The organism is Micromonospora echinaurantiaca (assembly GCF_900090235.1).
Lineage (GTDB): Bacteria > Actinomycetota > Actinomycetes > Mycobacteriales > Micromonosporaceae > Micromonospora > Micromonospora echinaurantiaca.
Genome location: NZ_LT607750.1, coordinates 7,098,084 through 7,119,400 on the forward strand (window position 1 = coordinate 7,098,084; position 21,317 = coordinate 7,119,400).

Annotated in this window: 18 protein-coding genes; 11 read left to right on the forward strand and 7 right to left on the reverse strand. The window is 75.5% G+C overall.

Features of this window, described 5'->3' with window-relative positions; all coding sequences use genetic code 11:
- The first annotated feature begins 17 nt into the window (after positions 1–17).
- Positions 18–764 carry an SDR family NAD(P)-dependent oxidoreductase gene (locus GA0070609_RS32440; RefSeq protein WP_088997308.1) on the forward strand — a complete coding sequence of 249 codons (747 nt, stop codon included), beginning with the start codon at positions 18–20 and terminating at the stop codon, positions 762–764.
- A 66-nt stretch (positions 765–830) separates the two neighbouring features.
- Here the strand turns inward: GA0070609_RS32440 and GA0070609_RS32445 are convergent, their stop codons facing one another.
- Positions 831–1,658, reverse strand: a complete 828-nt coding sequence (locus tag GA0070609_RS32445; RefSeq protein ID WP_331716899.1) for a hypothetical protein — start codon at positions 1,656–1,658, stop codon at positions 831–833.
- A gap of 142 nt (positions 1,659–1,800) precedes the next feature.
- Between GA0070609_RS32445 and GA0070609_RS32450 the strand changes: the two genes are divergently transcribed.
- The 3 genes from GA0070609_RS32450 (at position 1,801) to GA0070609_RS32460 (ending at position 7,089) form a co-directional block, all read left to right on the forward strand.
- Positions 1,801–3,804, forward strand: coding sequence for an AfsR/SARP family transcriptional regulator (locus GA0070609_RS32450; protein ID WP_088997309.1), 2,004 nt, complete (start codon positions 1,801–1,803; stop codon positions 3,802–3,804).
- Between the two features lie 56 nt (positions 3,805–3,860).
- Positions 3,861–5,993 carry a DEAD/DEAH box helicase gene (locus tag GA0070609_RS32455; protein ID WP_088997310.1) on the forward strand — a complete coding sequence of 711 codons (2,133 nt, stop codon included), beginning with the start codon at positions 3,861–3,863 and terminating at the stop codon, positions 5,991–5,993.
- Positions 5,994–6,135: 142 nt separating this feature from the next.
- Positions 6,136–7,089: a hypothetical protein gene (locus GA0070609_RS32460; protein ID WP_088997311.1), complete on the forward strand. Its 954-nt coding sequence runs from the start codon at positions 6,136–6,138 to the stop codon at positions 7,087–7,089.
- Positions 7,090–7,101: 12 nt separating this feature from the next.
- Here the strand turns inward: GA0070609_RS32460 and GA0070609_RS32465 are convergent, their stop codons facing one another.
- The 3 genes from GA0070609_RS32465 to GA0070609_RS32475 form a co-directional block, all read right to left on the reverse strand.
- Positions 7,102–7,518 (reverse strand): helix-turn-helix domain-containing protein, encoded by a 417-nt coding sequence (locus GA0070609_RS32465; protein WP_088997312.1) that lies wholly within the window; start codon positions 7,516–7,518, stop codon positions 7,102–7,104.
- 152 nt (positions 7,519–7,670) lie between these two features.
- The gene (locus tag GA0070609_RS32470; protein WP_088997313.1) at positions 7,671–8,879 is read right to left on the reverse strand and encodes a class I SAM-dependent methyltransferase; all 1,209 of its coding nucleotides are present in this window, start codon (positions 8,877–8,879) and stop codon (positions 7,671–7,673) included.
- A gap of 273 nt (positions 8,880–9,152) precedes the next feature.
- Positions 9,153–10,808, reverse strand: coding sequence for a DEAD/DEAH box helicase (locus GA0070609_RS32475; RefSeq protein WP_088997314.1), 1,656 nt, complete (start codon positions 10,806–10,808; stop codon positions 9,153–9,155).
- Between the two features lie 321 nt (positions 10,809–11,129).
- Here GA0070609_RS32475 and GA0070609_RS32480 point away from each other — a divergent pair, with 321 nt between their 5' ends.
- Positions 11,130–11,783, forward strand: a complete 654-nt coding sequence (locus tag GA0070609_RS32480) for a ferritin-like fold-containing protein (protein WP_088997315.1) — start codon at positions 11,130–11,132, stop codon at positions 11,781–11,783.
- An 81-nt stretch (positions 11,784–11,864) separates the two neighbouring features.
- Here GA0070609_RS32480 and GA0070609_RS32485 read toward each other — a convergent pair whose 3' ends face one another.
- Both GA0070609_RS32485 and GA0070609_RS32490 read right to left on the reverse strand, forming a co-directional pair.
- Positions 11,865–12,092 carry a DUF3107 domain-containing protein gene (locus GA0070609_RS32485; RefSeq protein ID WP_088997316.1) on the reverse strand — a complete coding sequence of 76 codons (228 nt, stop codon included), beginning with the start codon at positions 12,090–12,092 and terminating at the stop codon, positions 11,865–11,867.
- Positions 12,093–12,156: 64 nt separating this feature from the next.
- The gene (locus tag GA0070609_RS32490) at positions 12,157–12,795 is read right to left on the reverse strand and encodes a TetR/AcrR family transcriptional regulator (RefSeq protein WP_088997317.1); all 639 of its coding nucleotides are present in this window, start codon (positions 12,793–12,795) and stop codon (positions 12,157–12,159) included.
- Positions 12,796–12,944: 149 nt separating this feature from the next.
- Here GA0070609_RS32490 and GA0070609_RS32495 point away from each other — a divergent pair, with 149 nt between their 5' ends.
- From GA0070609_RS32495 to GA0070609_RS32520, 6 genes are all read left to right on the forward strand, one after another.
- A complete protein-coding gene (locus GA0070609_RS32495) occupies positions 12,945–15,695 on the forward strand; it encodes a hypothetical protein (protein WP_088997318.1) in 2,751 nt (916 codons plus the stop codon).
- Between the two features lie 23 nt (positions 15,696–15,718).
- Positions 15,719–16,693 (forward strand): alpha/beta fold hydrolase, encoded by a 975-nt coding sequence (locus tag GA0070609_RS32500; RefSeq protein ID WP_088997319.1) that lies wholly within the window; start codon positions 15,719–15,721, stop codon positions 16,691–16,693.
- Between the two features lie 5 nt (positions 16,694–16,698).
- The gene (locus GA0070609_RS32505; RefSeq protein ID WP_231928478.1) at positions 16,699–17,610 is read left to right on the forward strand and encodes a DUF3152 domain-containing protein; all 912 of its coding nucleotides are present in this window, start codon (positions 16,699–16,701) and stop codon (positions 17,608–17,610) included.
- Positions 17,611–17,742: 132 nt separating this feature from the next.
- Positions 17,743–18,552: a DUF3152 domain-containing protein gene (locus tag GA0070609_RS32510; protein WP_088997320.1), complete on the forward strand. Its 810-nt coding sequence runs from the start codon at positions 17,743–17,745 to the stop codon at positions 18,550–18,552.
- An 89-nt stretch (positions 18,553–18,641) separates the two neighbouring features.
- Positions 18,642–19,862 (forward strand): adenylyltransferase/sulfurtransferase MoeZ, encoded by a 1,221-nt coding sequence (gene moeZ, locus GA0070609_RS32515; RefSeq protein ID WP_172899448.1) that lies wholly within the window; start codon positions 18,642–18,644, stop codon positions 19,860–19,862.
- Positions 19,863–19,946: 84 nt separating this feature from the next.
- The gene (locus tag GA0070609_RS32520) at positions 19,947–20,798 is read left to right on the forward strand and encodes a prenyltransferase/squalene oxidase repeat-containing protein (protein WP_331716901.1); all 852 of its coding nucleotides are present in this window, start codon (positions 19,947–19,949) and stop codon (positions 20,796–20,798) included.
- Here GA0070609_RS32520 and GA0070609_RS32525 read toward each other — a convergent pair.
- Positions 20,782–21,297, reverse strand: coding sequence for an SUKH-4 family immunity protein (locus tag GA0070609_RS32525; RefSeq protein ID WP_088997321.1), 516 nt, complete (start codon positions 21,295–21,297; stop codon positions 20,782–20,784). The two genes, GA0070609_RS32520 and GA0070609_RS32525, sit on opposite strands and share 17 nt — an antisense overlap.
- Between the last annotated feature and the right edge of the window lie 20 nt (positions 21,298–21,317).

The following is a 21,317-nucleotide window of genomic DNA, read 5'->3' on the forward strand; positions in this document are numbered from 1 at the left end:
GGAGGAGCGGGTGCGGGATGGGTGAGCGGTTGGCCGTAGTCAGTGGTGGGGGGACCGGGATCGGGGCGGCGGTCGCGCTCGGGCTCGCCAAGGACGGGTGCGATGTGCTGGTCGTGGGGCGGCGGGCCGACGTGCTGCTGGCCACCGCACAGCGCCTCGACGCGGAGTGCGGGCGGGCGGGGGCGGTGCGCGCGGTCAGCGCCGACCTGACCGATCCGGAGCAGCTCGACCGGGTGGTCGAGGCGGTCGCCGGGCGGCCGGTCGACGTGGTGGTCAACAACGCCGGCGGCTACCTGGGCGGAGACCCAAGCACGCTTGCCGGCACCGCCGCGCACTGGCGGGCCAACCTGGACGCCAACGTGCTCACCGCCGTGCTGCTCACCGAGGCGCTGCTGCCGGCCCTGCGCCGCCCCGGCGGCCGGGTGATCCTGGTCAGCTCGATCGCCGCCCAGCGGGGCGGCGGCGGGGCGTACTCGGCGGCGAAGGCGGCGCTGCACGGCTGGGCGTACGACCTGGCCGGGCAACTCGGCCCGGAACAGATCACGGTCAACGTGGTCAGCCCCGGCTACGTCGCCGAGACGGAGTTCTTCGGCGACCGGATGACCCCGGAGGGGCACGCGAAGCGGGTGGCGGCGACGCTGGTCGGGCGGGCCGGCGTACCGGACGACATCGCCGCGGCCGTCCGCTACCTGGCCAGCCCGGCCGCCGGCTACGTGACCGGGCAGGTGCTCGGCGTCAACGGCGGCTCGGTGCTCGGCCGCTGACCTGTAAACGCGACCGGGTGCCGCGGCCCCCCGTGCGGCCGCGACACCCGGTCGACGCGTTGACGCTCAGCCGTTGAGCATCTGGTACGCCACCTTCGGCGCCGGCTGGGCGGCGTCACCGCCCGGCGCGGCGAGCTTCGGGGCCGAGCCGTAGTCGGCGTACTTCACCACGTACGTCCACGCCTTCGCCGTGCCGACCGCCGGCACGTCCAGGGTGAGCGAGGTGAGGTTGCCGTCGGCGCCGACCACGGCGGTGAAGGGCACCTGCCGGGCCGCGTCGCCGAGGGCGGCCACCTCCTCCTCGCCGACCGCCTTGGCTGCCTCGGCGGCGGTCAGGTCGACGACCCCGGCGTACCTCCGGTCGGCCTTCTCCTCGACAGTGGTGGCGGCCTGGATGATCGGCCCGGCGTTGCCGACGTCCACCCCCTCGTACGTCGGGGTGGCGTCCGGGTCGGTCAGCCGGGACCGGTCCAGCTCCATCCAGCGGTTCGGCAGCTTGGGCAGGCCGGTGAGCCCCTCGGTGCCGGTGAACTTGACCTTCATCCAGATCCGCTCCTGCACCACCAGGAACGACATCCGGGTGGTGAAGCCGTGCTCCGGGTCCTTCACCGCGGCGGTGAGGTCGATGCCCTTCGCGTCCGGGTCGACCACACCGGACAGATCTGAGGTGGCGTCCTTGCCGGAGAACCGGAACGCACCCTCACTACCGTCCGGCACCGCCGCGAGGAGCGCCTGCTTGGGGCTGGCGGACGGAGTCGCCGAGCCGGTCCCGCCGGCCCCGGAATCCGTCCCGGCCGGGCCGCAGCCGACGAGCAGGGTGGTCGCGAGGACCGCGGCCAGGGCGCCGGCGCCGCGCCGGACCGTGCCGGCGCGGCCGGTTCCGTTCGTCATCATGATCTCTTTCCTTCACCAGGTGTGGCCTCTGCCGGACCGATGCTGCCGGCCGGTACGGCCGAACCACTGCCGCTATGCTGCGGTCCGACTGCCGTGCACTGCCGTGGCGCACGCAGCGGGGGTGTCAGGAGCGGGAACTCGCATGTCAGGGACGCTGCGCTTCGAGATTCTCGGGCCCCAGCGGGCCTGGCACGGCGAGCGGGAACTCGACCTCGGGCCGGGAAAGCAGCGAGCCGTGCTGGCCGTGCTGCTGCTCGCCGCCGGGCGGCCGGTCACCACCGTGCAGATCGTGGACGCGGTCTGGCCGGACGAGCCGCCGGCGAACGGCACGAACGTGGTGCAGAAGTACGTCGCCGGCCTGCGCCGGGTGATCGAGCCGGAGCGCTCGCCGCGCAGCCCGGGCCAGGTGTTGACGCTGACCGACGCCGGCTACCAGCTCCGGGTCGGGCCGGAGGCGGTCGACGCCGTGCGGTTCGAGCGGGGGCTGCGCCGGGCCGAGCGGCTCCGCGCGGAGGGCCGGGCCGCCGAGGCGGTCGGCGAGCTGAGGTCCACGGTGGAGCTGTGGCACGGCGAGCCGTTCGCCGGCTTCGCCGGGCCGTACTTCGACTCCGCCCGGCAACGCCTGCTGGAGCTGCGAGCCAGCGCCCTGGAGACCTGGGCTGACCTGGAGCTGTGGCTGGGCCGGCACCGCGAGCTGATCGGCGAGTTGGTTGACCTGACCGCGGAGTTCCCGGTGCGGGAGCGGCTGCGGCACCAGCTGATGCTGGCGTTGTACCGCAGCGGGCGGCAGGCCGAGGCGCTGGCCGCCTACCGGGAGTTCGACGAGCTGCTGCGCGACGAGTACGGCATCGAGCCGGGCGACGCGCTCCAGGACCTGCACCGGCGGATGCTCCGGTCCGACCCGGCGCTGGTCCCGCCCACTGCCGTGTCACTGCCGCCGGCAGCCGTCGAGGCGTCCCCGCCGCCGGCTGCCGTCGCGCCGCCGGAGCCGCCAGCGGCCGCCGCGTCCCTGCCGGCCGGACCACCACCCACGGCGGCACCGGCGACGGCGCCGCCCGCCGCGGTGTCACCAGCGCCGGCCTCGCCCGCCGCGCCGGCCTCGCCGCTGGGACCGCCCGCCGCGTCGTTCCTCCCGTCCGACCCGACGGCCGCACCGCTGGCACCGCCCGCCGGGGCGTTCCTGCCGTCGAGCCCGGCGGTGCCTGCGCCGCCGAACTCGACGGCGCAGCCGGGCGGCACGTCGCCGCCCGCCGGGCCGTCGGTGTCCGGTCCGCCTGCCGTGTCGTCGGTGTCCGGTCCGCCCGCCGCCGTGCCGCCGCCCGCTGGGCCGCCGCCGGTCAGTTCGCCGCCCGGCGGTGCGCCCCAACCGGGGTACGGTCCGCCGCCGGTCCTTCCGCCGCCGCCCGCCGTGCCGGCGGCCACCGGGAAGCGCCAGCGGACGGCGTCGCCGGGTTGGGCGAGCGCGACCGCCACCATCGCGGGTACCGCGCTCGTCCTGCTCTCCTTCGGCTGCTTCACCTGGCTGGTGATGCTGACCTACGCCGCGTGGCGGCGCAGTTGGCGGCTGGCGCTCGTCGGCGTCGGCTACCTGGTCGCCGTCCTGGTCGAGGTGAGCATGCTCAACCTGGAGGATCCGGACGCCGAGGTGCCCGGGACCGAGGCGGTGATCTTCCTCGGGCTGGCGGTGGTCACCTGGTTGGTCGGGGCGGCGCACGTGGTGCTGCTCAGCCGAGGGGTCTGGGCGGCGCTCACCGGTGGCCAGGGCAGTGCCAGGTTCCGCGCCGAGGAGGAGCGGCGGATCCGCCGCGAACACGCCCGGTACCTGCTCTACCACTACCCGGCGGCCCGCAACGAACTGCGGATCGGGCGGCCCGACCTGCCCCGTACGTTCGACGACGGCGGCCTGATCGACGTCAACGCAGTGCCGGACCAGGTGCTCGCCGGCCTGCCCGGGCTGACCCCCGACCAGTGCCGCCAGCTCACCGTGGACCGCTGGCTACGCGGCCCGTACGCCTCCCTGGAGGAGCTCGCCGGTCGTTGCCTGCTGCCGCCGACCGCCACCGACCGGCTCCGGGAGCTGCTGTTCTTCCTGCCCCCGACGCCGGCGGCCCCGCCGGGCGAGCCGACGCCACCGGCCGGATCGTGACCGGAACCTCCCGCAGGAACCGGGGCGCCGTCACCCGGCGCTGGTAGAAATGCCGGATGAGCCAGGATCGGGCGGCGGTACGGGAACGGGCCGAGGCGGTGCTGCGGCGGCTGGCCGGCGAGCACGCCCGGCTCCGCGAGGACCAGTGGCGGGCCATCGAGGCGTTGGTGGTCGACCGGCGGCGGGTGCTCTGCGTGCAGCGCACCGGCTGGGGCAAGTCGGCCGTCTACTTCGTGGCCACCGCCCTGCTGCGGCAGATCGACGACCCCGCCGCCAACCCGTCGACCGGGCCGACGGTGATCGTCTCGCCGCTGCTGGCGCTGATGCGCAACCAGGTCGAGTCGGCCGCCCGGGCCGGGATCCGGGCCCGGACCATCAACTCCGCCAACCTCGACGAGTGGGACGCGATCACCGCCGAGATCCACGCCGGCGCGGTCGACGTGCTGCTGGTCAGCCCGGAGCGGCTCAACAACCCCGACTTCCGGGACACGGTGCTGCCGAAGCTGGCCGCGACCACCGGGCTGCTGGTGGTGGACGAGGCACACTGCGTCTCGGACTGGGGGCACGACTTCCGGCCCGACTACCGGCGGCTGCGTACCTTCCTCGGTAACCTGCCCGACGGCACGCCGGTGCTGGCCACCACCGCCACCGCCAACGCCCGGGTCACCGCCGACGTCGCCGATCAGCTGGGCGACGCGCTGGTGCTGCGCGGCACCCTGGACCGGGAGTCGTTGCGGCTCGGCGTGGTCGAGCTGCCCGGCCCGGCGCACCGGCTGGCCTGGCTCGCCGACCACCTGGACCGGCTGCCCGGCTCCGGCATCGTCTACACGCTCACCGTGGCCGCGGCGGGGGAGACCGCCGAGTTCCTGCGCTCGCGCGGCTATCCGGTCGCCGCGTACACCGGGCAGGCCGACGACGCGGACCGGCGGGCGGCCGAGCAGGACCTCCTGGACAACAAGATCAAGGCGCTGGTCGCCACCAGCGCGCTGGGCATGGGCTTCGACAAGCCGGATCTCGGCTTCGTGGTGCACCTCGGCGCGCCGCCCTCGCCGATCGCGTACTACCAGCAGGTCGGCCGGGCCGGCCGGGCCGTCGAGCACGCCGAGGTGCTGCTGCTGCCCGGTCCCGAGGACGCCGCCATCTGGCGGTACTTCGCCTCGCTCGCGTTCCCGCCGGAGGAGCAGGTCCGGGCGGTGCTGGCCGCGCTGCACACCGACCGGCCGCTCTCCACCCAGGCCCTGGAACCGATCGTCGACCTGCGCCGGGCCCGGCTGGAACTGATGCTCAAGGTGCTCGACGTGGACGGCGCGGTCCGCCGGGTCCGCGGCGGCTGGCTCGCCACCGGCGAGCCCTGGGTCTACGACGAGGCCCGGTTGCGCCGCGTCGCCGCCGCGCGCACCGCCGAGCAGCAGGCCATGCGGGAGTACGCGACCACGCCCGGCTGCCGGATGCGCTACCTGCGGGAGTGCCTGGACGACACCGGGGCGGCCGACTGCGGCCGGTGCGACCGGTGCGCCGGGCCACTGTTCCCGCCCGAGGTGTCCGACGCCGCGCTGGCCGCCGCGCAGACCTTCCTCGGCCGGCCCGGCGTGGAGGTCCCGCCCAAGAAGCTCTGGCCGACCGGGCTGGACGCGGTCGGCGTACCGCTGAAGGGCCGGATCGCCCCCGGCGAGCAGGCGCTGCCCGGCCGCGCCGTCGGTCGCCTCTCCGACCTGGGTTGGGGCGGGCGGCTGCGCGGCCTGGTCGGTCCGGAGGCGGCCGACGGCCCGGTGCCGGACGACGTGGCCGCCGCCGTGGTCGAGGTGCTCAAGGCGTGGGCGCACGGCGACGACCCCTGGCCGCGTCGCCCGGTCGGCGTGGTCGCGGTCGGCTCGCGCCACCGGCCCCGGCTGGTCGGCTCGCTGGCCGAGCGGATCGCCACGGTCGGGCGGCTGCCGCTGCTCGGGCAGGTGACGGCGGCCGGTCCGGTCGGCGGCCCGCGCGGCAACAGCGCCCAGCGGGTACGCGCCCTGCACGGCGCGGTCACCGTGCCGGACGACCTGGCGGCGGCCCTCGCCGAGCTGGACGGGCCGGTGCTGCTCGTCGACGACCTGGTCGACTCCGGCTGGACGATGACCATGGCCGCCCGCGAACTGCGCCGGGCCGGTGCCCCCGACGTGCTCCCGCTCGCCCTGGCCGTCGCCGGCTGACGCCCGCCGGCCCGGGGCAGCCGCCGGCTGGCGGTGCTCGGGTCGGAGCGGGAAAGTTCCCGGGCTGGGCGGATTGCGACGGGCGCCACCCCGCGCCGCCACCTGGCCGATCGTCGCTGGTCGCGCCGGTAGCGTGGGCGCCATGACCGAGCCGCAGCCCGGGACGCCGGCGGCGCCAGAGCGCGACCTCGCCAGACCCGACGGGAGCACCGTCCGGCTGGCGCTGGTGGTCGGCGGGCTGGTGCTGGCCGTCCTGCTCGGCTTCGGTCTGGGCCGGATCAACGGCGACGGGTCGCCGGCCGCCGCCGGGCTGGACAGCGCGCTCGCCGACCACACCCACGCCCCGGGCACCGGGGCGCACGAGCACGGTGCGGACCAGAGCGCCGCGGCGGAGGCGGCCGGGCTGGCGGTCACCGCGTCCGGTTACACGCTGACCCCGCTGGGCGGGGAGTTCACCGCCGGGCGGGAGGGCGAACTGCGCTTCCAGGTGCGCGACGCGCAGCGCCGGGCGGTCACCCGGTTCGCGGTGGTGCACGAGAAGCCGATGCACCTGATCGTCGTCCGCCGCGACCTCAGCGGATATCAGCACCTGCACCCGAGCATGGCGGCCGACGGCACCTGGTCGGTGCCGCTGACCCTGCCCCGGGCCGGCGTCTGGCGGGCGTACGCCGATTTCACCGCCGTCGCCGACGACGGCCGGCAGGTCCCGGTGACCCTCGGGACGGACCTGGTCGCACCCGGCGAGTACGCCCCACGGCCGCTGCCCGCGCCGGCGGCCTCCGCCACCGTCGACGGGTTCACCGTCGGCGTCGAGGGCACCCCGCAGGCCGGGCTCACCGTGCCGCTGACCTTCCGGATCACCGCCCCCGGCGGCGGCACCCCGGCGCTGGAGCGCTACCTCGGCGCGTACGGCCACCTGGTGGCGCTGCGCGAGGGGGACCTCGGCTACCTGCACGTCCACCCGGAGCCGGAACTGGTCGACGGGGCGGTCCGCTTCTGGCTGACCACGCCCGGCCCCGGCCGGTACCGGCTCTACCTGGACTTCCAGGTGGCCGGCGAGGTACGCACCGCCGAGTTCACCGTCACCGTCCTCTGACGGCGGCGCGGTTCAGCCGGCGCGGCGGATCGGGCGGCGGGCGAGGTAGCGCAGCAGGTCGCGGATGTGGTGCTTCTCCTCGACCGGCACCGTCGGGTCGGCCAGCCGTTGCAGGATCACCCGGACGTCGGCCTCCACCGGGCCGTCGTCGGTACGGCGGCGCGGGGCGGGACCGGCGTCGGGCAGCCCGAGGGCGCGGAACGCGGCGGCGACCGGTAGGTCGAGCGCGGCGCAGAAACCGCGGACCTTGGCCAGTTCGGGGTAGTCCTGCCAGTCGCCGGCCAGCCAGCGGAAGACGGTCGAGCGGCCCACGCCGGTGTGCGCGGCCAGGTCCGTGACGGTCCACCCGCGTTCCTCGCGGGCATCGTCAATGGCACGCCGCACGAAACGTGCGAACGCCATCTGTGGCGATACGTCTGCCGCACCCATTCCTGCGGGCTCTCTCCTCCCGACCGGCACCGACGGTGCGCCTCCGAGGGTAGTACGGCCCGGCGCGGAAACAATTGACTGATCGACCAGACCGTCCCGCCGGCGGGACTTTCCTCGCATCGACGCCGGCCGACGGCGCGGCGTGGGGCGTCCTACGCCGTGTCCGCCGGCCTCCCCGCCGGCATGTCCACTGGCGTGCCGGCCGGCGTTGCCGGGGCTTCCGCCAGCAGCGTCTCCAGCCGGGGGGTGACCGCCCACTGGTCGACCAGCGCCCGGTAGTCGGCGCGTTGCGTCCCGGTCGGCTCGGCCCCGGTGCGCCGGGCGCGGATCAGCAGGTTGCGCGGGGTGTGTCGGGAGTCGACGAACTCCACCACCTCGGCCCGGTAGCCGTGCAGCCGCAGCAGCCCGGCGCGCAACGCGTCGGTGAGGACGTCCGCGAAGCGCTCCCGCAGGATGCCCTGCCGGGTCAGCAGTTCGTACGGCGCCGGGGCCGGCCGGGCGCGCAGCTGGGCCGCGATGTCGTGGTGGCAGCAGGGCGCGGCGAGCACCCAGCGGGCCCGCCAGCGCACCGCTCGGGCCAGCGCCTCGTCGGTGGCGGTGTCGCACGCGTGCAGCGCCAGCACCAGGTCGGGGGCGGGCTCGACCACCGCGTCGGCGATGGTGCCGGCCACGAAGCTGACCCGGTCGGCCCAGCCGAGCCGCTCGGCCAGCTCGGTGTTGCGCCGGCGCTGGTCCTCCCGGACGTCCACCCCGACGAGCTCGACGTCGAGCCCGCGCTGGGCGAGGTAGCGGTACGCCGCGAAGGTCAGGTACGCGTTTCCGCAGCCCAGGTCGACCACCCGCAGCGGGCCGGTCAGGTCGTCCGGCAGAGTGGCCGCCAGGGCCCGCAGGAACGCGTCCACCTGACGCCGCTTCGCCGCCGAGCCGCCGATCTCGGCGAAGATCGGGTCGCCCGGGTCGAGCAGGTACTCCTTGGCCCGGTCGTGCCCGGTCGGCTCGGCCGCCGTCGGCCGGGCGGCCGCCGACCGGTGCACCTGCGCCTCGCCGGACTTGGTCACCCGCAGTTGCACTGTCGCCTCGGCCGTCTCCACGTGCCAGTTGCCGAACGGCTCGGCCAGCAGCGCGTCCACCGCCGAGGCCGCCTCCGGGCCGGGGGCGACGTTGCGGGTGTACGGCCGAGCCCCGTCCGAGGTGGAGATCTGCAGCCGTGGGCCGGCCTTGAGCGTCACCGGGCGCAGCTCGGCCCGGACCACGGAGGGGCGCTGACCGCGCCGGCGTCCGGCGGCGACCGCCCGGGTCAGCGCGGGATCGAGTAGCAGCGACCGCACCTCGGTCAGGGCGGCGTCCAGCGGTTCCGGCATTGCTCCATCTTCCTGCCAGTCCAAGCGCGGGCCGAACCGGGTGCGAGTGAGCCGCGCTACGCCACCACGGCGGCTCGTCGCCTCCGGGCGCGCCCGCAGTCGCTGGAGCCGCACACCCGCACCCAAACCGGGCAGCGGCTCGACGGCGTTCAGGTCGCTGCAGCCGCAACAGCTGCACCCAAAGGTGTTTCGGCGCCGGTTGGGGGTGGCTGGGTGCTCAGACGGACGTCCCCGCACCGGAGACCGGTACGGGGACGTCGGGTCGTGCGTGGGTCAGTCGGCGGTCGCCTCGGCCGGCGTACCGGCGGCGGAGCCACCGCCACCACGGCGGCGCCGGCGGCGGCGCGGCTTCGTGGCGTCGCCCTCGGCGGCGGCCGGGGCGTCGGCGCCCGCTGCGCTGATCACCGCGGTCGGCTCGCCGGCGACCACCTCGCCCGCCCGGCGGCGCCGGCGGCGGCGCGGGGTGCGGGCGGCCTCGTCGGCGGTGTCTTCGGCCACGGGCTCGGTGGCCTCCGGCCCGGCGGCCGACTCGCCCCGGCCCCGGCGGCGCTCCCGGCCGCGGCTCTCACCGCGCCGGCCGCCCCGGCTCTCGCCCCGGCGCGACCGGCCGCCGCCGAGGTCCTCCTCGACCTCGGCCGACAGCCCGGCCCGGGTGCGCTCCGCGGTGGGCAGCGTGCCGGTGACCTCGCGGGAGATGTCCAGGTCCGTGTAGAGGTGCGGGGACGTGTGGTACGTCTCCGGCGGCTCCGCCATGTCCAGGCCCAGCGTCTTGTCGATGATCCGCCAGCGGGGCATGTCGTCCCAGTCGACGAAGGTCACCGCGACACCGGTCGCCCCGGCCCGGCCGGTGCGGCCGATCCGGTGGGTGTAGGTGTCCTGGTCCTCGGGGCAGTCGTAGTTGATGACGTGGGTGACGCCGCTGACGTCGATGCCACGGGCGGCGACGTCGGTGGCGACCAGCGTGTCGATCTTGCCGGCGCGGAACGCCCGGAGCGCCCGCTCCCGTGCGCCCTGTCCGAGGTCACCGTGCACGGCGGCCACCGCGAAGCCGCGGAAGTCGAGATCCTCGGCGACCCGGTCGGCGGCCCGCTTGGTACGGGTGAAGATCATGGTCAGCCCGCGCCCCTCGGCCTGCAGGATCCGGGCCACGATCTCGATCTTGTTCATCGAGTGGGTGCGGTAGGCCAGCTGCTGGGTCTGCGGCGACGGGCCGGTCTCGGCGGTGTGGCCGGCGTGGATCGTCACCGGGTGGCGCAGGAAGCGCCGGGAGAGGGCGACGATCGGGTCCGGCATGGTGGCCGAGAAGAGCATGGTCTGCCGGTCCTCCGGCAGCATCGCGAGGATCTTCTCGACGTCGTCCAGGAAGCCCAGGTCGAGCATCCGGTCGGCCTCGTCGAGCACCAGCGCGTGCACCCGGTCGAGGCGCAGGTGCTTCTGCTTGGCCAGGTCGAGCAGCCGGCCGGGCGTACCGACGAGGATCTCCACGCCCTTGCGCAGGGCGTCGATCTGCGGCTCGTACGCGACGCCGCCGTAGATCGGCAGCACCCGGACGCCCCGGGTGCGGCCCGCGGCGGCCAGGTCCTTGGCGACCTGGAGGCCCAGCTCGCGGGTGGGTACGACGACCAGCGCCTGGGGCAGGCCGTCCTCGCCACCCTCGCCCGGAGCGAAGACCCGCTCCAGCAGCGGTACGCCGAAGCCGAGGGTCTTGCCGGTGCCGGTGGGCGCCTGGCCGATCAGGTCGCTGCCGCGCAGCGCGATCGGCAGCGCGTACTCCTGGATCGCGAAGGCGCGGGTGATGCCCGAGGCGGCCAGCGCGTCGACGGTCTCCTGACGCGCGCCAAGCTGGGCGAAGGTGGGAGCCTCCGGTCGTACCGGGGCGGTGGGGGCCAGTTCCTGGCCGTCCATGAGATCTTGGGTCAGCTCGCTCATATGGATTTGGGGGTGCCCTCTCGTGGGTGCGCCCCGTCATGTCCTCAGGGCGCGATCGGTATGGCGCGGGCCACACGGTCGGGCGGCAGACTGCCGAGCCGGACCGGGCCGCACGCGCGCCGCGGGTCGGACTGCGACCGGATCGAAGGCCGGCCGGATGGGCGCCCACGGCAACTGCTACATCCTACCTGAACCGCCTGGACGCCGTCCTGATTCCGGGTGGCGCCCCGCAACTGGGGGCAAGTGATGTGACCCAGGTCACTACCGAGGGGCTGTCGGCGGCGTCCCCCACGAGTCGTCGGCGGGCGGTAGCCTGCGCTCGTGTCCGCCCCCGCCCCGCCCGGCCCAGCCGTCGTCGACCTGCTCGGCCTGGTGGCTCTCGGCGAGCTGCTCGCCTTCGAACGGATGGCCGCCGACGCGCGGCTCGCCCCCGACCTGCGCCGCCGGGCGGCGCTGGGCGAGATGGCGGCTGCCGAGATCGGCAACTACCGGCGGCTGGCCGGCCGGCTCACCGCGCTCGGCGTGCTGCCCGACGACGCCATGGCCCCGTACGTCGCGCCGTTGCAGGCGTACCACGACTCGACCGAGCCGCGGGACTGGGCCGAGGCGGTCACCAAGGCGTACGTCGGCGACGCGATCACCGACGACTTCCTGCGCGAGATCGCCGTCGCCCTGACCGAGCCGGACCGGCAGCTCGTCCTCGACGTGCTGCACGAGTCGCGCTACGCCGAGTTCGCCGCCGCCGAGATCCGGGCCGCCATCGAGCTGGATCCACGGGTGGCCGGCCGGCTCTCGATGTGGGCGCGGCGGCTGGTGGGCGAGGCGCTGTCACAGGCCGGCCGGGTGGCCGCCGCCGACCGGGGCGCGCTCACCGCGCTGATCGCCCAGGGCGACCAGGTGGACGTGCAGGCACTGTTCCGCCGGCTGACCGCCGCGCACACCGAGCGGATGGCCGCGGCGGGCCTGAACAACTGACGCGCCGGCCAGCGCCGCCCGCGGTGGCCGCGTGGTCCGCGGCAGGTGCGCGCGGTCACCTGCCGCGGACGGAGGGCCCGCTCAGCGGACGGTGAACCCGACCGCGCGCGGCGACGCCTCGGCGATCTCCACGTAGGCGACCTTGTCGACCGGGACGACGACCCGCCGCCCCTTCTCGTCGGTCAGGGACAGCGTGCCGGTGTTCTTCGCGATGGCGTCGGTCACGATCTGCTCGATCTCGGCCGGCGACTGCGCGCTCTCCAGAACCAGCTCGCGCGGCGCGTACTGCACGCCGATCTTGACCTCCACGGTGCCTCCTCAACTGGGGCGAAAAAGCCGCCGTGCGAAGGCTATCCGATCTCGGGGGTGGCGGTCAGGCTGACTCACCTTGCAGCGGGAAGCTGGCGATGCCGCGCCAGGACAGCGCCGCCACCAACGCCTCCGCCTCGGCCTTGGGCACCTGCCGGCCGCCGGCCAGCCAGAACTGCGCGGCGGTCTCGGCGGCGCCGACCAGGCCCGAGGCCAGCAGCTCTGCGTGCGCCCGGCTCACCCCGGTGTCCGAGATGATGGTGTCGGTGATCGCCGCGATGCAGCCCTGCTCGACCCGCTCCACCCGCTGCCGCACGGCCGGGTCGTTGCGCAGGTCGGACTCGAAGACCAGGCGGAACGCCTCGCTCTCGTGGTCGACGAAGTCGAAGTACGCGCGGACCGAGGCGCTGACCCGTTCCTTGTTGTCGTTGGTGCCGCGCATGGCCTCGTGCACCTTGGCCACGATGGCGTCACAGTGGGTGTCGAGCAGCGCGAGGTACAGCTCCATCTTGCCCGGGAAGTGCTGGTAGAGCACCGGCTTGGAGACCCCCGCCCGCTCGGCGATGTCGTCCATCGCGGCGGCGTGGTAGCCCTGTGCGACGAACACCTCCTGAGCAGCGGCGAGCAGCTGCTTGCGACGCGCGGACCGGGGTAGGCGCGTGGGCCGGCCGGCGGTCTGGGCGCCGTTCCCCACAGCGGTCATGGGAACCTCCGAGTTTCCTGTGTACGAGCCGGCACTTTTCCCCCGAACCGGTCCGGGCTCGTGACCCGTCGCGGAATTGGCCCGCCGCTGTAACTTATCGCCACTGTCACCACACGGTAGCCTCAGCGGGGGCGACCAAGGAGCGCGCGGTGAGTGAATCAGGGCAACCCGGTGCCGCCACCCCGGGAGAGCACGGCGACGGGACGGGTCAGCAGGACGACCTGGCCCGTACCGGCAACGGATGGGCGCCCGCACCGGCCGGCTGGGCCCGAGGCGGGGAGACCGGTGGTTCCCGGGAGCCGGCGCCGTCCTGGCGCCAGCCCGAACCGACCCTCGGCTGGGGCGCCTCCTCGCCCCGGCACGGCGACCTGCCGGCACCGCTGCCCGGCGTGCCCGTCGAAGCCCCGTCGGCCCGGGTCAACGGCCGGCACACCAACGGCGTCGGCCAGCACCCGACCGAGCCGCCGGCCGACCGGTCGGCCCCGGTCAGCGCACCGCCCGGCCGTGCGACGCCGGTGAGCGCCCCGCCCGGTCCGCTCGGCGACCCGCGCCGGGACTCCGACGGCGACCGCCTCGTGGTGCCGGCGCAGCGCCCCGCCCCGGCGGCCGAGCAGCCGGCCCCGCAGCACGGGTTCGCCGAGCCGGAGTCCGGCCCGGCCCGACACGCGTCCGACGACCCGCCGAACCGCTGGGCGGAGCCCGGCCCACCCACCTCCGCGCCGCCCGCCGTGCAGGTTCCGCCGGTCGGGACGACCGCCTCGGGGTTCGAGGTGCCGCCCGGTTTCCACGCGCCGACGCTCGACCGGTCCGCGGCCGGGGAACCGCCCAGCGCCGTCGACCCGCGCGGCTGGGGCGACCAGTTTCCGCCGGAGCAGTCCACCGCGGAGCCCCGCCCGGTCCCGCCGGGCAGCGACCGCACCGCCGGCCTCGACCGCGCGCTGAACGCCGGTGAGCCGGCCGGTCCGGTCGCCGGCCCGCCCGCCGACCGGACGCCGCCCGCCGAGCCCGACTGGACCGGCCCGAACTGGAACCGGCCGAGCTGGGGCAGTGGCTGGGCGCCGTCCTGGGCCCGGGACGAGGCCGAGCCGGCCGGCCGGCGCGCCCGCGACGAGTCCACGCCGGGCTGGGCCAGCGAGCCGGGCGGGCCGTACGAGCCGGTGCGCGCCGAGCCGTCGCGCCCCTACGAGACGCCCCGGCCCGAGCCGACCCGGCCCTACCAGCCGACCCGCGCCGAGGCCGAGCCCCGGCCGGCGTACCAGCCGCCGGCCGAGCCGCGCCCGGCGTACCAGCCACCGGCCGAGCCCCGGTCGGCGTACGAGTCACCTGCCGCCCCGGCCGAGCGGCCCGCGCCGACCGAGCGCCCGTCCTGGGCGGGCGGCCCACCGGCCACCGTCCCGGCGAGCGGGCCTCCGTCCCCGTACGCGCCCGAGGCGTCCGCCGCCGCGTCGTCGCCGGCCGAGGAGGAGCCCCGCAACACCCGGCCGTTCCGGTTCCGGTCGGCCGAACCACCTGCCGCGACGCCGGAACCGCCCGCCGACTCGGCGACCCCGCCCGGTCCCGCCTCGGCGCCCGCCACCAGCGGGGACGCCCGCCGCGACCGCACTCCGCCCGCACCGACGAGCGCCCCTCCCTACGCGGCCCGCCGATCCGCTCCCGAACCGGTGCCGGCGGCCCGGCCGGCCGAAGACCGGCTGCCGGACCACCCGTCGGCGGTGCTGCCACAGCGCGTCCCGGCCGAGCCGGACGTGCCCGTAGTGCCGGAGCCGCCAGCCGTGGAGCCATCCGCCGAAACCCCGGAACTCGCCCGCATCGCCACCCACCTGCGCCGCGACGACGAGCCCGCGCCGATGCGGGAGCGGCCGGAAGGCTTCGACGTCAACGCGATCCTGGACGCCGTCCGCGAGGTGGCCGGCGTGCGGGACGCGGCGCTGCGCCGCACCCCGGCCGGGGCGCACAGCCTGCGGCTGGACCTGGCCGACGGCGCCGACCCGGCCGAGGTGAGCCGGCAGGTCGCCCGCCTGCTCCAGGAGCGGATGGGCCTGGCCGCCGCCCCACAGAACGTGCCCGGCCTGCCCGCCGCGCCACCGCCCCCGGTGCGCCGGCGCTCCGCCGAGCCCCGGCCCGGGGAACGGGCTGCCGAGCCCCGCTCCGCTGAGCCCCGGGCTGCGGAACGGGCCGGGGAACGGGCTGCCGAGCCGCGGGCGACCCGTACCGCCCCGCCGGGCGCGGACCCCGCTCCCGGCGGCCGGCCGGAGGCAGGTCCGACCCGGGCCGAGCGTCGGGCCGAACCGGAGCCGGAGGTCACCCCGCGTCGGCGGCGGCAGTCCGCCGCCCCGCACCGGGGCCGGGCCACCGTGGAGGAGCCGGGCTCGGTCTCCGCCGCCCCGGCGGGGATGGCCACCGGCAGCCCGGCCACCGTCGGCTCCTACTCCGGCGGGCAGGTGACCACCACCGAGAGCGCGCCCTCCCGGCCGCTGGCCACCGGCGGCACGTCAGGTCCCCGGGTGGTGATCGACCACGTGCAGGTGAGCACGTTCGGGCTGGACGCCACCGTGGAGGTACGCCTGGTCGCCGGCGGGCAGAACGCCACCGGCTACTCCACCGGCCCGGCCGTGGACGGCTTCGTACTGCGGCTGTGCGCGGTGGCCGCCGCGGCGGCGGTGGACGAACTGCTCCGCGGCGCGGTCTCCGCGCCCGAGCGGGGGCGGTGCTTCGTTGAGCACGCGGCGGTGGTGCCGTTCGGTAACTGCGAGGTGGCCACGGTGGTGGTGCTGCTGGTCTGCGACGGCTGGGTCGAGCAGCTCGCCGGCTCGGCCCTGGTCGCCGGTGACCCCCGGCAGGCGGTGGTCCGGGCCACCCTGGCCGCGGTCAACCGACGACTCGAGGCGCTGCTGGCCTGAGCGTTCCGGGGCAGACTGGAGCGATGAAGCGCGCCACCCTCTGGCCGGATCATCTCCTCCCGGAGCATTCGGTCCCGCCGCCCTGGCCGGGCCGGGAGGTACGCCTCGACGGGGCGGTCACCTACGTCCGGGATACCCCGGCGACCGCGCCCGGCGCCGAGCCGGCGCTCTACGTGCACGGCCTCGGCGGCTCGTCGCAGAACTGGACCGACCTGGCCGGGTTGCTCGCCGACCGGCTCGACGGGCAGGCGATCGACCTGCCCGGGTTCGGCCGCAGCGAGCCGGGCCGGCGGTACACCGTGCCGGCCTTCGCCGAGCGGGTGATCCGCTGGATCGAGCACTCGGACCGGGGGCCGGTGCACCTGTTCGGCAACTCGCTCGGCGGGGCGGTGTCGGTGCACGTGGCGGGCGCCCGGCCGGACCTGGTCCGCACGCTGACCCTGGTCTCGCCGGCCCTGCCGTTCCTCGACTTCCGCCGTTCCCTGCAGGGTCGGATGCTGCCGCTGCTGGCGGTCCCCCGGGGCGAGCGGCTGGCCGCCTGGCGGCTGGCCCAGTTGGCGCCCGAGGTGATGGCCCAGCAGGTGATGGAGGCGTGCGTGGCCGACCTCAGCCGGATCTGCGAGCAGCGTCGCCGGGAGGCGCTGGAGGAGATCCGGGTCCGCTACCAGGCGGAGCACTACGCGGCCGCGTACGTGCGCACGTTCCGCGGGTTGGTCTACAGCTTCCTGCGGGCGTACCTGCCGGGCTCGGGGTCGCTGTGGCGGCTCGCCCGTTCGGTCCGCGCGCCCACCCTGGTGGTCGGCGGGCGGCAGGACCGGATGGTCGACGTGCGGGTGGCGCCGCAGACGGCCCGGGTGATCCCGGACAGCCGGCTGCTGCTGCTGGACGGGGTCGGGCACGTGGCGCAACTGGAGGTGCCGCGCCTGGTGGCCCGCGCCGTGGTCGGACTGCTCGCCGAAACGGAGGACACCGCCCGGCGGCCCGACATGGCAGGCTGACCAGGATGTGCCCCTCCCGCCGGTCCGCCGCCGGTCACCAGCAGCGCGCCGCGCGGGCCGACGGTCGCCGCGACCACCGCCGCTCCCCGGGGCGGGCGGCCCGCCGATTCCGGCGGGTGCTGGAGGCGATGGTCTTCGTCGTCGCGGTGGTGACGGCGGTGGCGGTGGTGACCGACCGGCGCGGCGCCGACGCGGACGCCGAGGTGGGCGCCGTGCCGGAGGTGGTCGCCGCGCCCACGCCGGCGGTGACGCTGGCACCCAGCGTGCCGGTGACGCCGAGCCCCACCGCCAGCACGCCCCCGCCGCCCGTGCTGCGGCTGCCGGGGCCGGTGCCCTCGGCCGGGCGGGGCAGCTTCGGATACGACGACCGGGTCGGCCCGGTGCTCGGCGAGGCGGGTGTGCTGCGGCGCTACCGGGTCGCCGTGGAGGTCGGCTCCGGCGAGGACGCGGGGGAGTTCGGGGCGGCCGTCGAGACGGCGCTCGCCGGGCCGGGGAGCTGGGTGGACAGCGGCCGGTTGCGGTTGCAGCAGGTCCGCGCGCGCTCGCCGTACGACTTCACGGTCTACCTGGTCACCGCTGCGACGGCACGCCGGATGTGCGCGGCGGGCGGGGTGGACATCCGGATCGGCGGGCGGCCCTACACGTCCTGCCGCGCGCCGGGCAAGGTGATCATCAACCTGGACCGCTGGCGGCTGTCGGTGCCGCACTTCGTGCGGGCCGGTGTGCCGCTGTCGGTCTACCGCACCTATGTGGTGAACCACGAGGTCGGCCACCAGCTCGGGCACCGGCACGAGCGCTGCCCGGGTCGGGGGCGACCGGCGCCGGTGATGATGCAGCAGACGCTCTTCTTGAACGGCTGCGTGGCGAACCCCTGGCCGTACCGGGACGGCCGCCGCTACGCGGGCCCGCCCCTGTAACCATTCCGGCACCTGCGTCAAAGGGGGGGCTAACCGGAAAGGGAATCTGAAAGGACGCGACGGAGCGAATACAATTTGCCCTATTCGTGTTTAACGCGCGGAAATACCCGGTTAACGTGCGACGCTGACCACATGACGTCGTCGTCCCCTTGCGACCCGCCTGATCCCGGCTCCGCCCGGCCGCGCCCGCGGCCCGGTCTGGTGCGGATGCGTCGACGACGACGCCGTACCGTCCTGCTCGGCCTGGTGCTGCTCGTCGCGGTCGTCGGCGCGGTGGCACTGACCCCGGGCGGCGACCCCGCACCCCGGCCGCCGTCCGCCGGTCCGGGCCCGATGGCGTACGGGGCGGACCAACGCACCGAGCCGACCGGCTACCCGCGGGCCGGCGCGGGCAGCTTCACCGCCGCCGCGGGCGAGTCGCCGGTCGTCGGGGCGGACGGGCCGCTGCGCCGCTACCGGGTGGCGGTGGAGCGGGGCACCGGGCAGGACGTCCCCGCCTTCGCCGCCGCCGTCGACGAGGTGCTGGCCGACCCGCGCGGCTGGACCGCGGGTGGCGAACGGCGGGTGCAGCGGGTGGCCGACGCGGAGGTCGCCGACTTCACCATCTACCTGGCCACCCCGCGCACCTCGGAACTCATGTGCGCCGAGGGCGGGCTGAGCACCGAGGGGTACACCTCGTGCCGGCTGCCGGGGAAGGTGATCATCAACCTGGCCCGCTGGCTGGAGGCGGTGCCGGACTACGGTGCGCCGCTGGAGGTGTACCGCGCCTACGTGGTCAACCACGAGGTCGGGCACGAGTTCGGCGAGGGGCACGAGGCCTGCCCGGGGCCGGGCCGCCCGGCGCCGGTGATGCAACAGCAGACGTACGGCCTCCAGGGCTGCGTCGCGTACGCCTGGCCCTGGTTGGCGGGGCAGCGCTACGCCGGCGAGATCGTTCCCTGACGATTCCCGGCACCGCCGCTTTATTCCCGCTCCCGAATGGCGGGCGACGTGTCCCTCCTCATGGCCGACCGGCCCGCCGGCGAGCGACAATGGCGCGGTTCGCCACCGCCGATCCCGGGGAGTCCACCGTGTCGTTGCCCCCGCTCGTCGAGCCCGCCGCCGAGCTGACCGTTGACGAGATCCGCCGCTACTCGCGCCACCTGATCATCCCGGACGTCGGGGTGGAGGGGCAGAAGCGGCTGAAGAACGCCCGGGTGCTCTGTGTCGGCGCCGGTGGCCTCGGCTCGCCCGCCCTGCTCTACCTTGCCGCGGCCGGCGTCGGCACGCTGGGCATCATCGACTTCGACACCGTCGACGAGTCCAACCTCCAGCGGCAGGTCATCCACGGCGTCTCCGACGTCGGCCGGTCCAAGGCCGAGTCCGCCGCGGCGAGCATTCGCGAGATCAACCCGCTGGTCACCGTCGAGATCCACAACACCGCGCTGGACCGGGACAACGTCCGCGAGATCTTCGCCCAGTACGACCTGATCGTCGACGGCACCGACAACTTCGCCACCCGCTACATGGTCAACGACGCGGCGGTGCTGCTCGGCAAGCCGTACGTCTGGGGGTCGATCTACCGCTTCGACGGCCAGGCGTCGGTCTTCTGGGCCGAGCACGGCCCCTGCTACCGCTGCCTCTACCCGGAGCCCCCGCCGCCCGGCATGGTGCCGTCCTGCGCCGAGGGCGGCGTGCTCGGCGTGCTCTGCGCGTCGATCGGCTCGATCCAGGTCAACGAGGCGATCAAGCTGCTCGCCGGGATCGGCGAGCCGCTGGTCGGCCGGCTGATGGTCTACGACGCGCTGGAGATGTCGTACCGCAAGATCAAGGTGCGCAAGGACCCGAACTGCGTGCTCTGCGGCGAGAACCCCACGGTCACCGACCTGCTGGAGGACTACGAGGACTTCTGCGGCGCGGTGTCGGTGGAGGCCCAGGAGGCGACGGTCGACGCGACCATCACCGCGCTGGAGCTCAAGGAGTGGCAGGACGCCGGCAAGGACATCTTCCTGGTCGACGTGCGGGAGCCGGCCGAGTACGAGATCGTCCGGATCCCCGGCGCCACGCTGATCCCCAAGGGCGAGATCATCTCCGGCGAGGCGCTGGCCAGGCTGCCGCAGGACCGGCAGATCGTGCTGCACTGCAAGTCCGGGGTCCGTTCCGCCGAGGCGCTCGCCGCGCTGAAGGCGGCCGGCTTCCGGGACGCGGTCCACGTCCAGGGCGGGGTGCTCTCCTGGATCAAGCAGATCGATCCCGCACTGCCCGCGTACTGACCGGACGGCCGGGGTCGGCGGCGGCGACGCGCCGCGCCGACCTCGGCCGATTCCCCGAGGCGGAATCGCCTTTGCGCAGGTAGCGTGTCCGCCGTGGTGGATCTCGACGCCGCTGTCGGCTTCGTCGTGGCGCACGGCGACGCGGTGGACCGTGCCCGGCTGTCCCGGCTGCGCACCGGCGCGGCGGTGCCGGCCGACCTGCTCGACGCGGCCGAGGCCGGGCAGACTCCCGACGGCGGCTGGTCCGCCACCCTCGACAGCCCGGTCGGCTCCGTCGACGCCACCTGCTACCGGTTGTCCGAGCTGGACGACCTCGGCGCGCTCGGCCGCCCGGCGGCGCGGCGCGCGCTGGACTGGCTCGCCGCCCGGCAACTGCCCGACGGCGGCTGGGACGAGGACCCGTCGCTGGCCGAGGTCGCGCCGGAGTGGGCCCGGCCGGGCGACCCGGAGGCCCGCTTCTACCTCACCGCCAACGCCGGATTCTGGCTGACCGTGGCCGGGCTGGACGCCCGGGCGGCCGGTCCGCTCGATCACCGGGTCGGCGGCGCGTACGCCGGTGTGGTGCAGGCGGCGGCGCACGCCGTGGCCGGCCAGCTCGCCCCGGACGGCAGCTGGCCGTCCTTCCTGCCGGCCGGTTGGCTGAGCGCGGTCGTGCTGCACCGGCAGGGGATGTACGACGAGTCCGCCCGGATCCAGGCGGTGCTGGCCGAGCGGGTTCCGCGGCTCTCCCCGGCCGACGCGGCGTGGCTGGCAGCGACGCTGCGCCGGGTCGAGGTGGGCGAGGAGCAGTGGCTGCTGGTGTCGGCGCGCCGCCGGCTGGCCGAGACGCAGCGCAGCGACGGCGGCTGGGACAGCGACGACGGTCACCAGTTCGACGTGCACACCACGCTGCGGGCGATCCGGGCCTGCCGGCCGGCGGTCACTTCAGCTGGCTGATCACCAGCGGCCACCACGCGTCCGGACCGAACGCGGCCGGGTCGATGCTCTCCAGCGTGGTGCGCAGCGCCTCGGCCCGCTCGGCCCGGCCGGCCTTGCCCTCGTCCGCCTCGACGAAGAGCGCGAACTGGTAGAGGAACTCGACGAAGGTGCGGAAGTCGCTGTTGACCGCCTGCACGTCCTGGGCCGCCAGGTCGAACTGGAGGATCTCGCCGGTCTTCGGGTCGAGCACGTAGAGCAGGTCGGTGTTGTCGGCGACCGCGCCGACCACGATGAGTCGGACGTCGAGCGAGCCGTCCTCGGTGGTCAGCTGGATGGTGTCGTACAGCTCGATGTCGCCTTCGAGGAAGGCGGTGAAGACCACCGCCACGTCGAGCGGGATCTCGTCGCCCTCGGGGAGCATGTCGGGGGTGAAACCCCCCTCCAGCCACGCCTCGCGCGGGTAGGGGATGAGCTCGTCCTCGTTCCACAACGCGGTGAACCGCGGATCAGCTGCCATGACGGTCCTTAAGCGGGGTC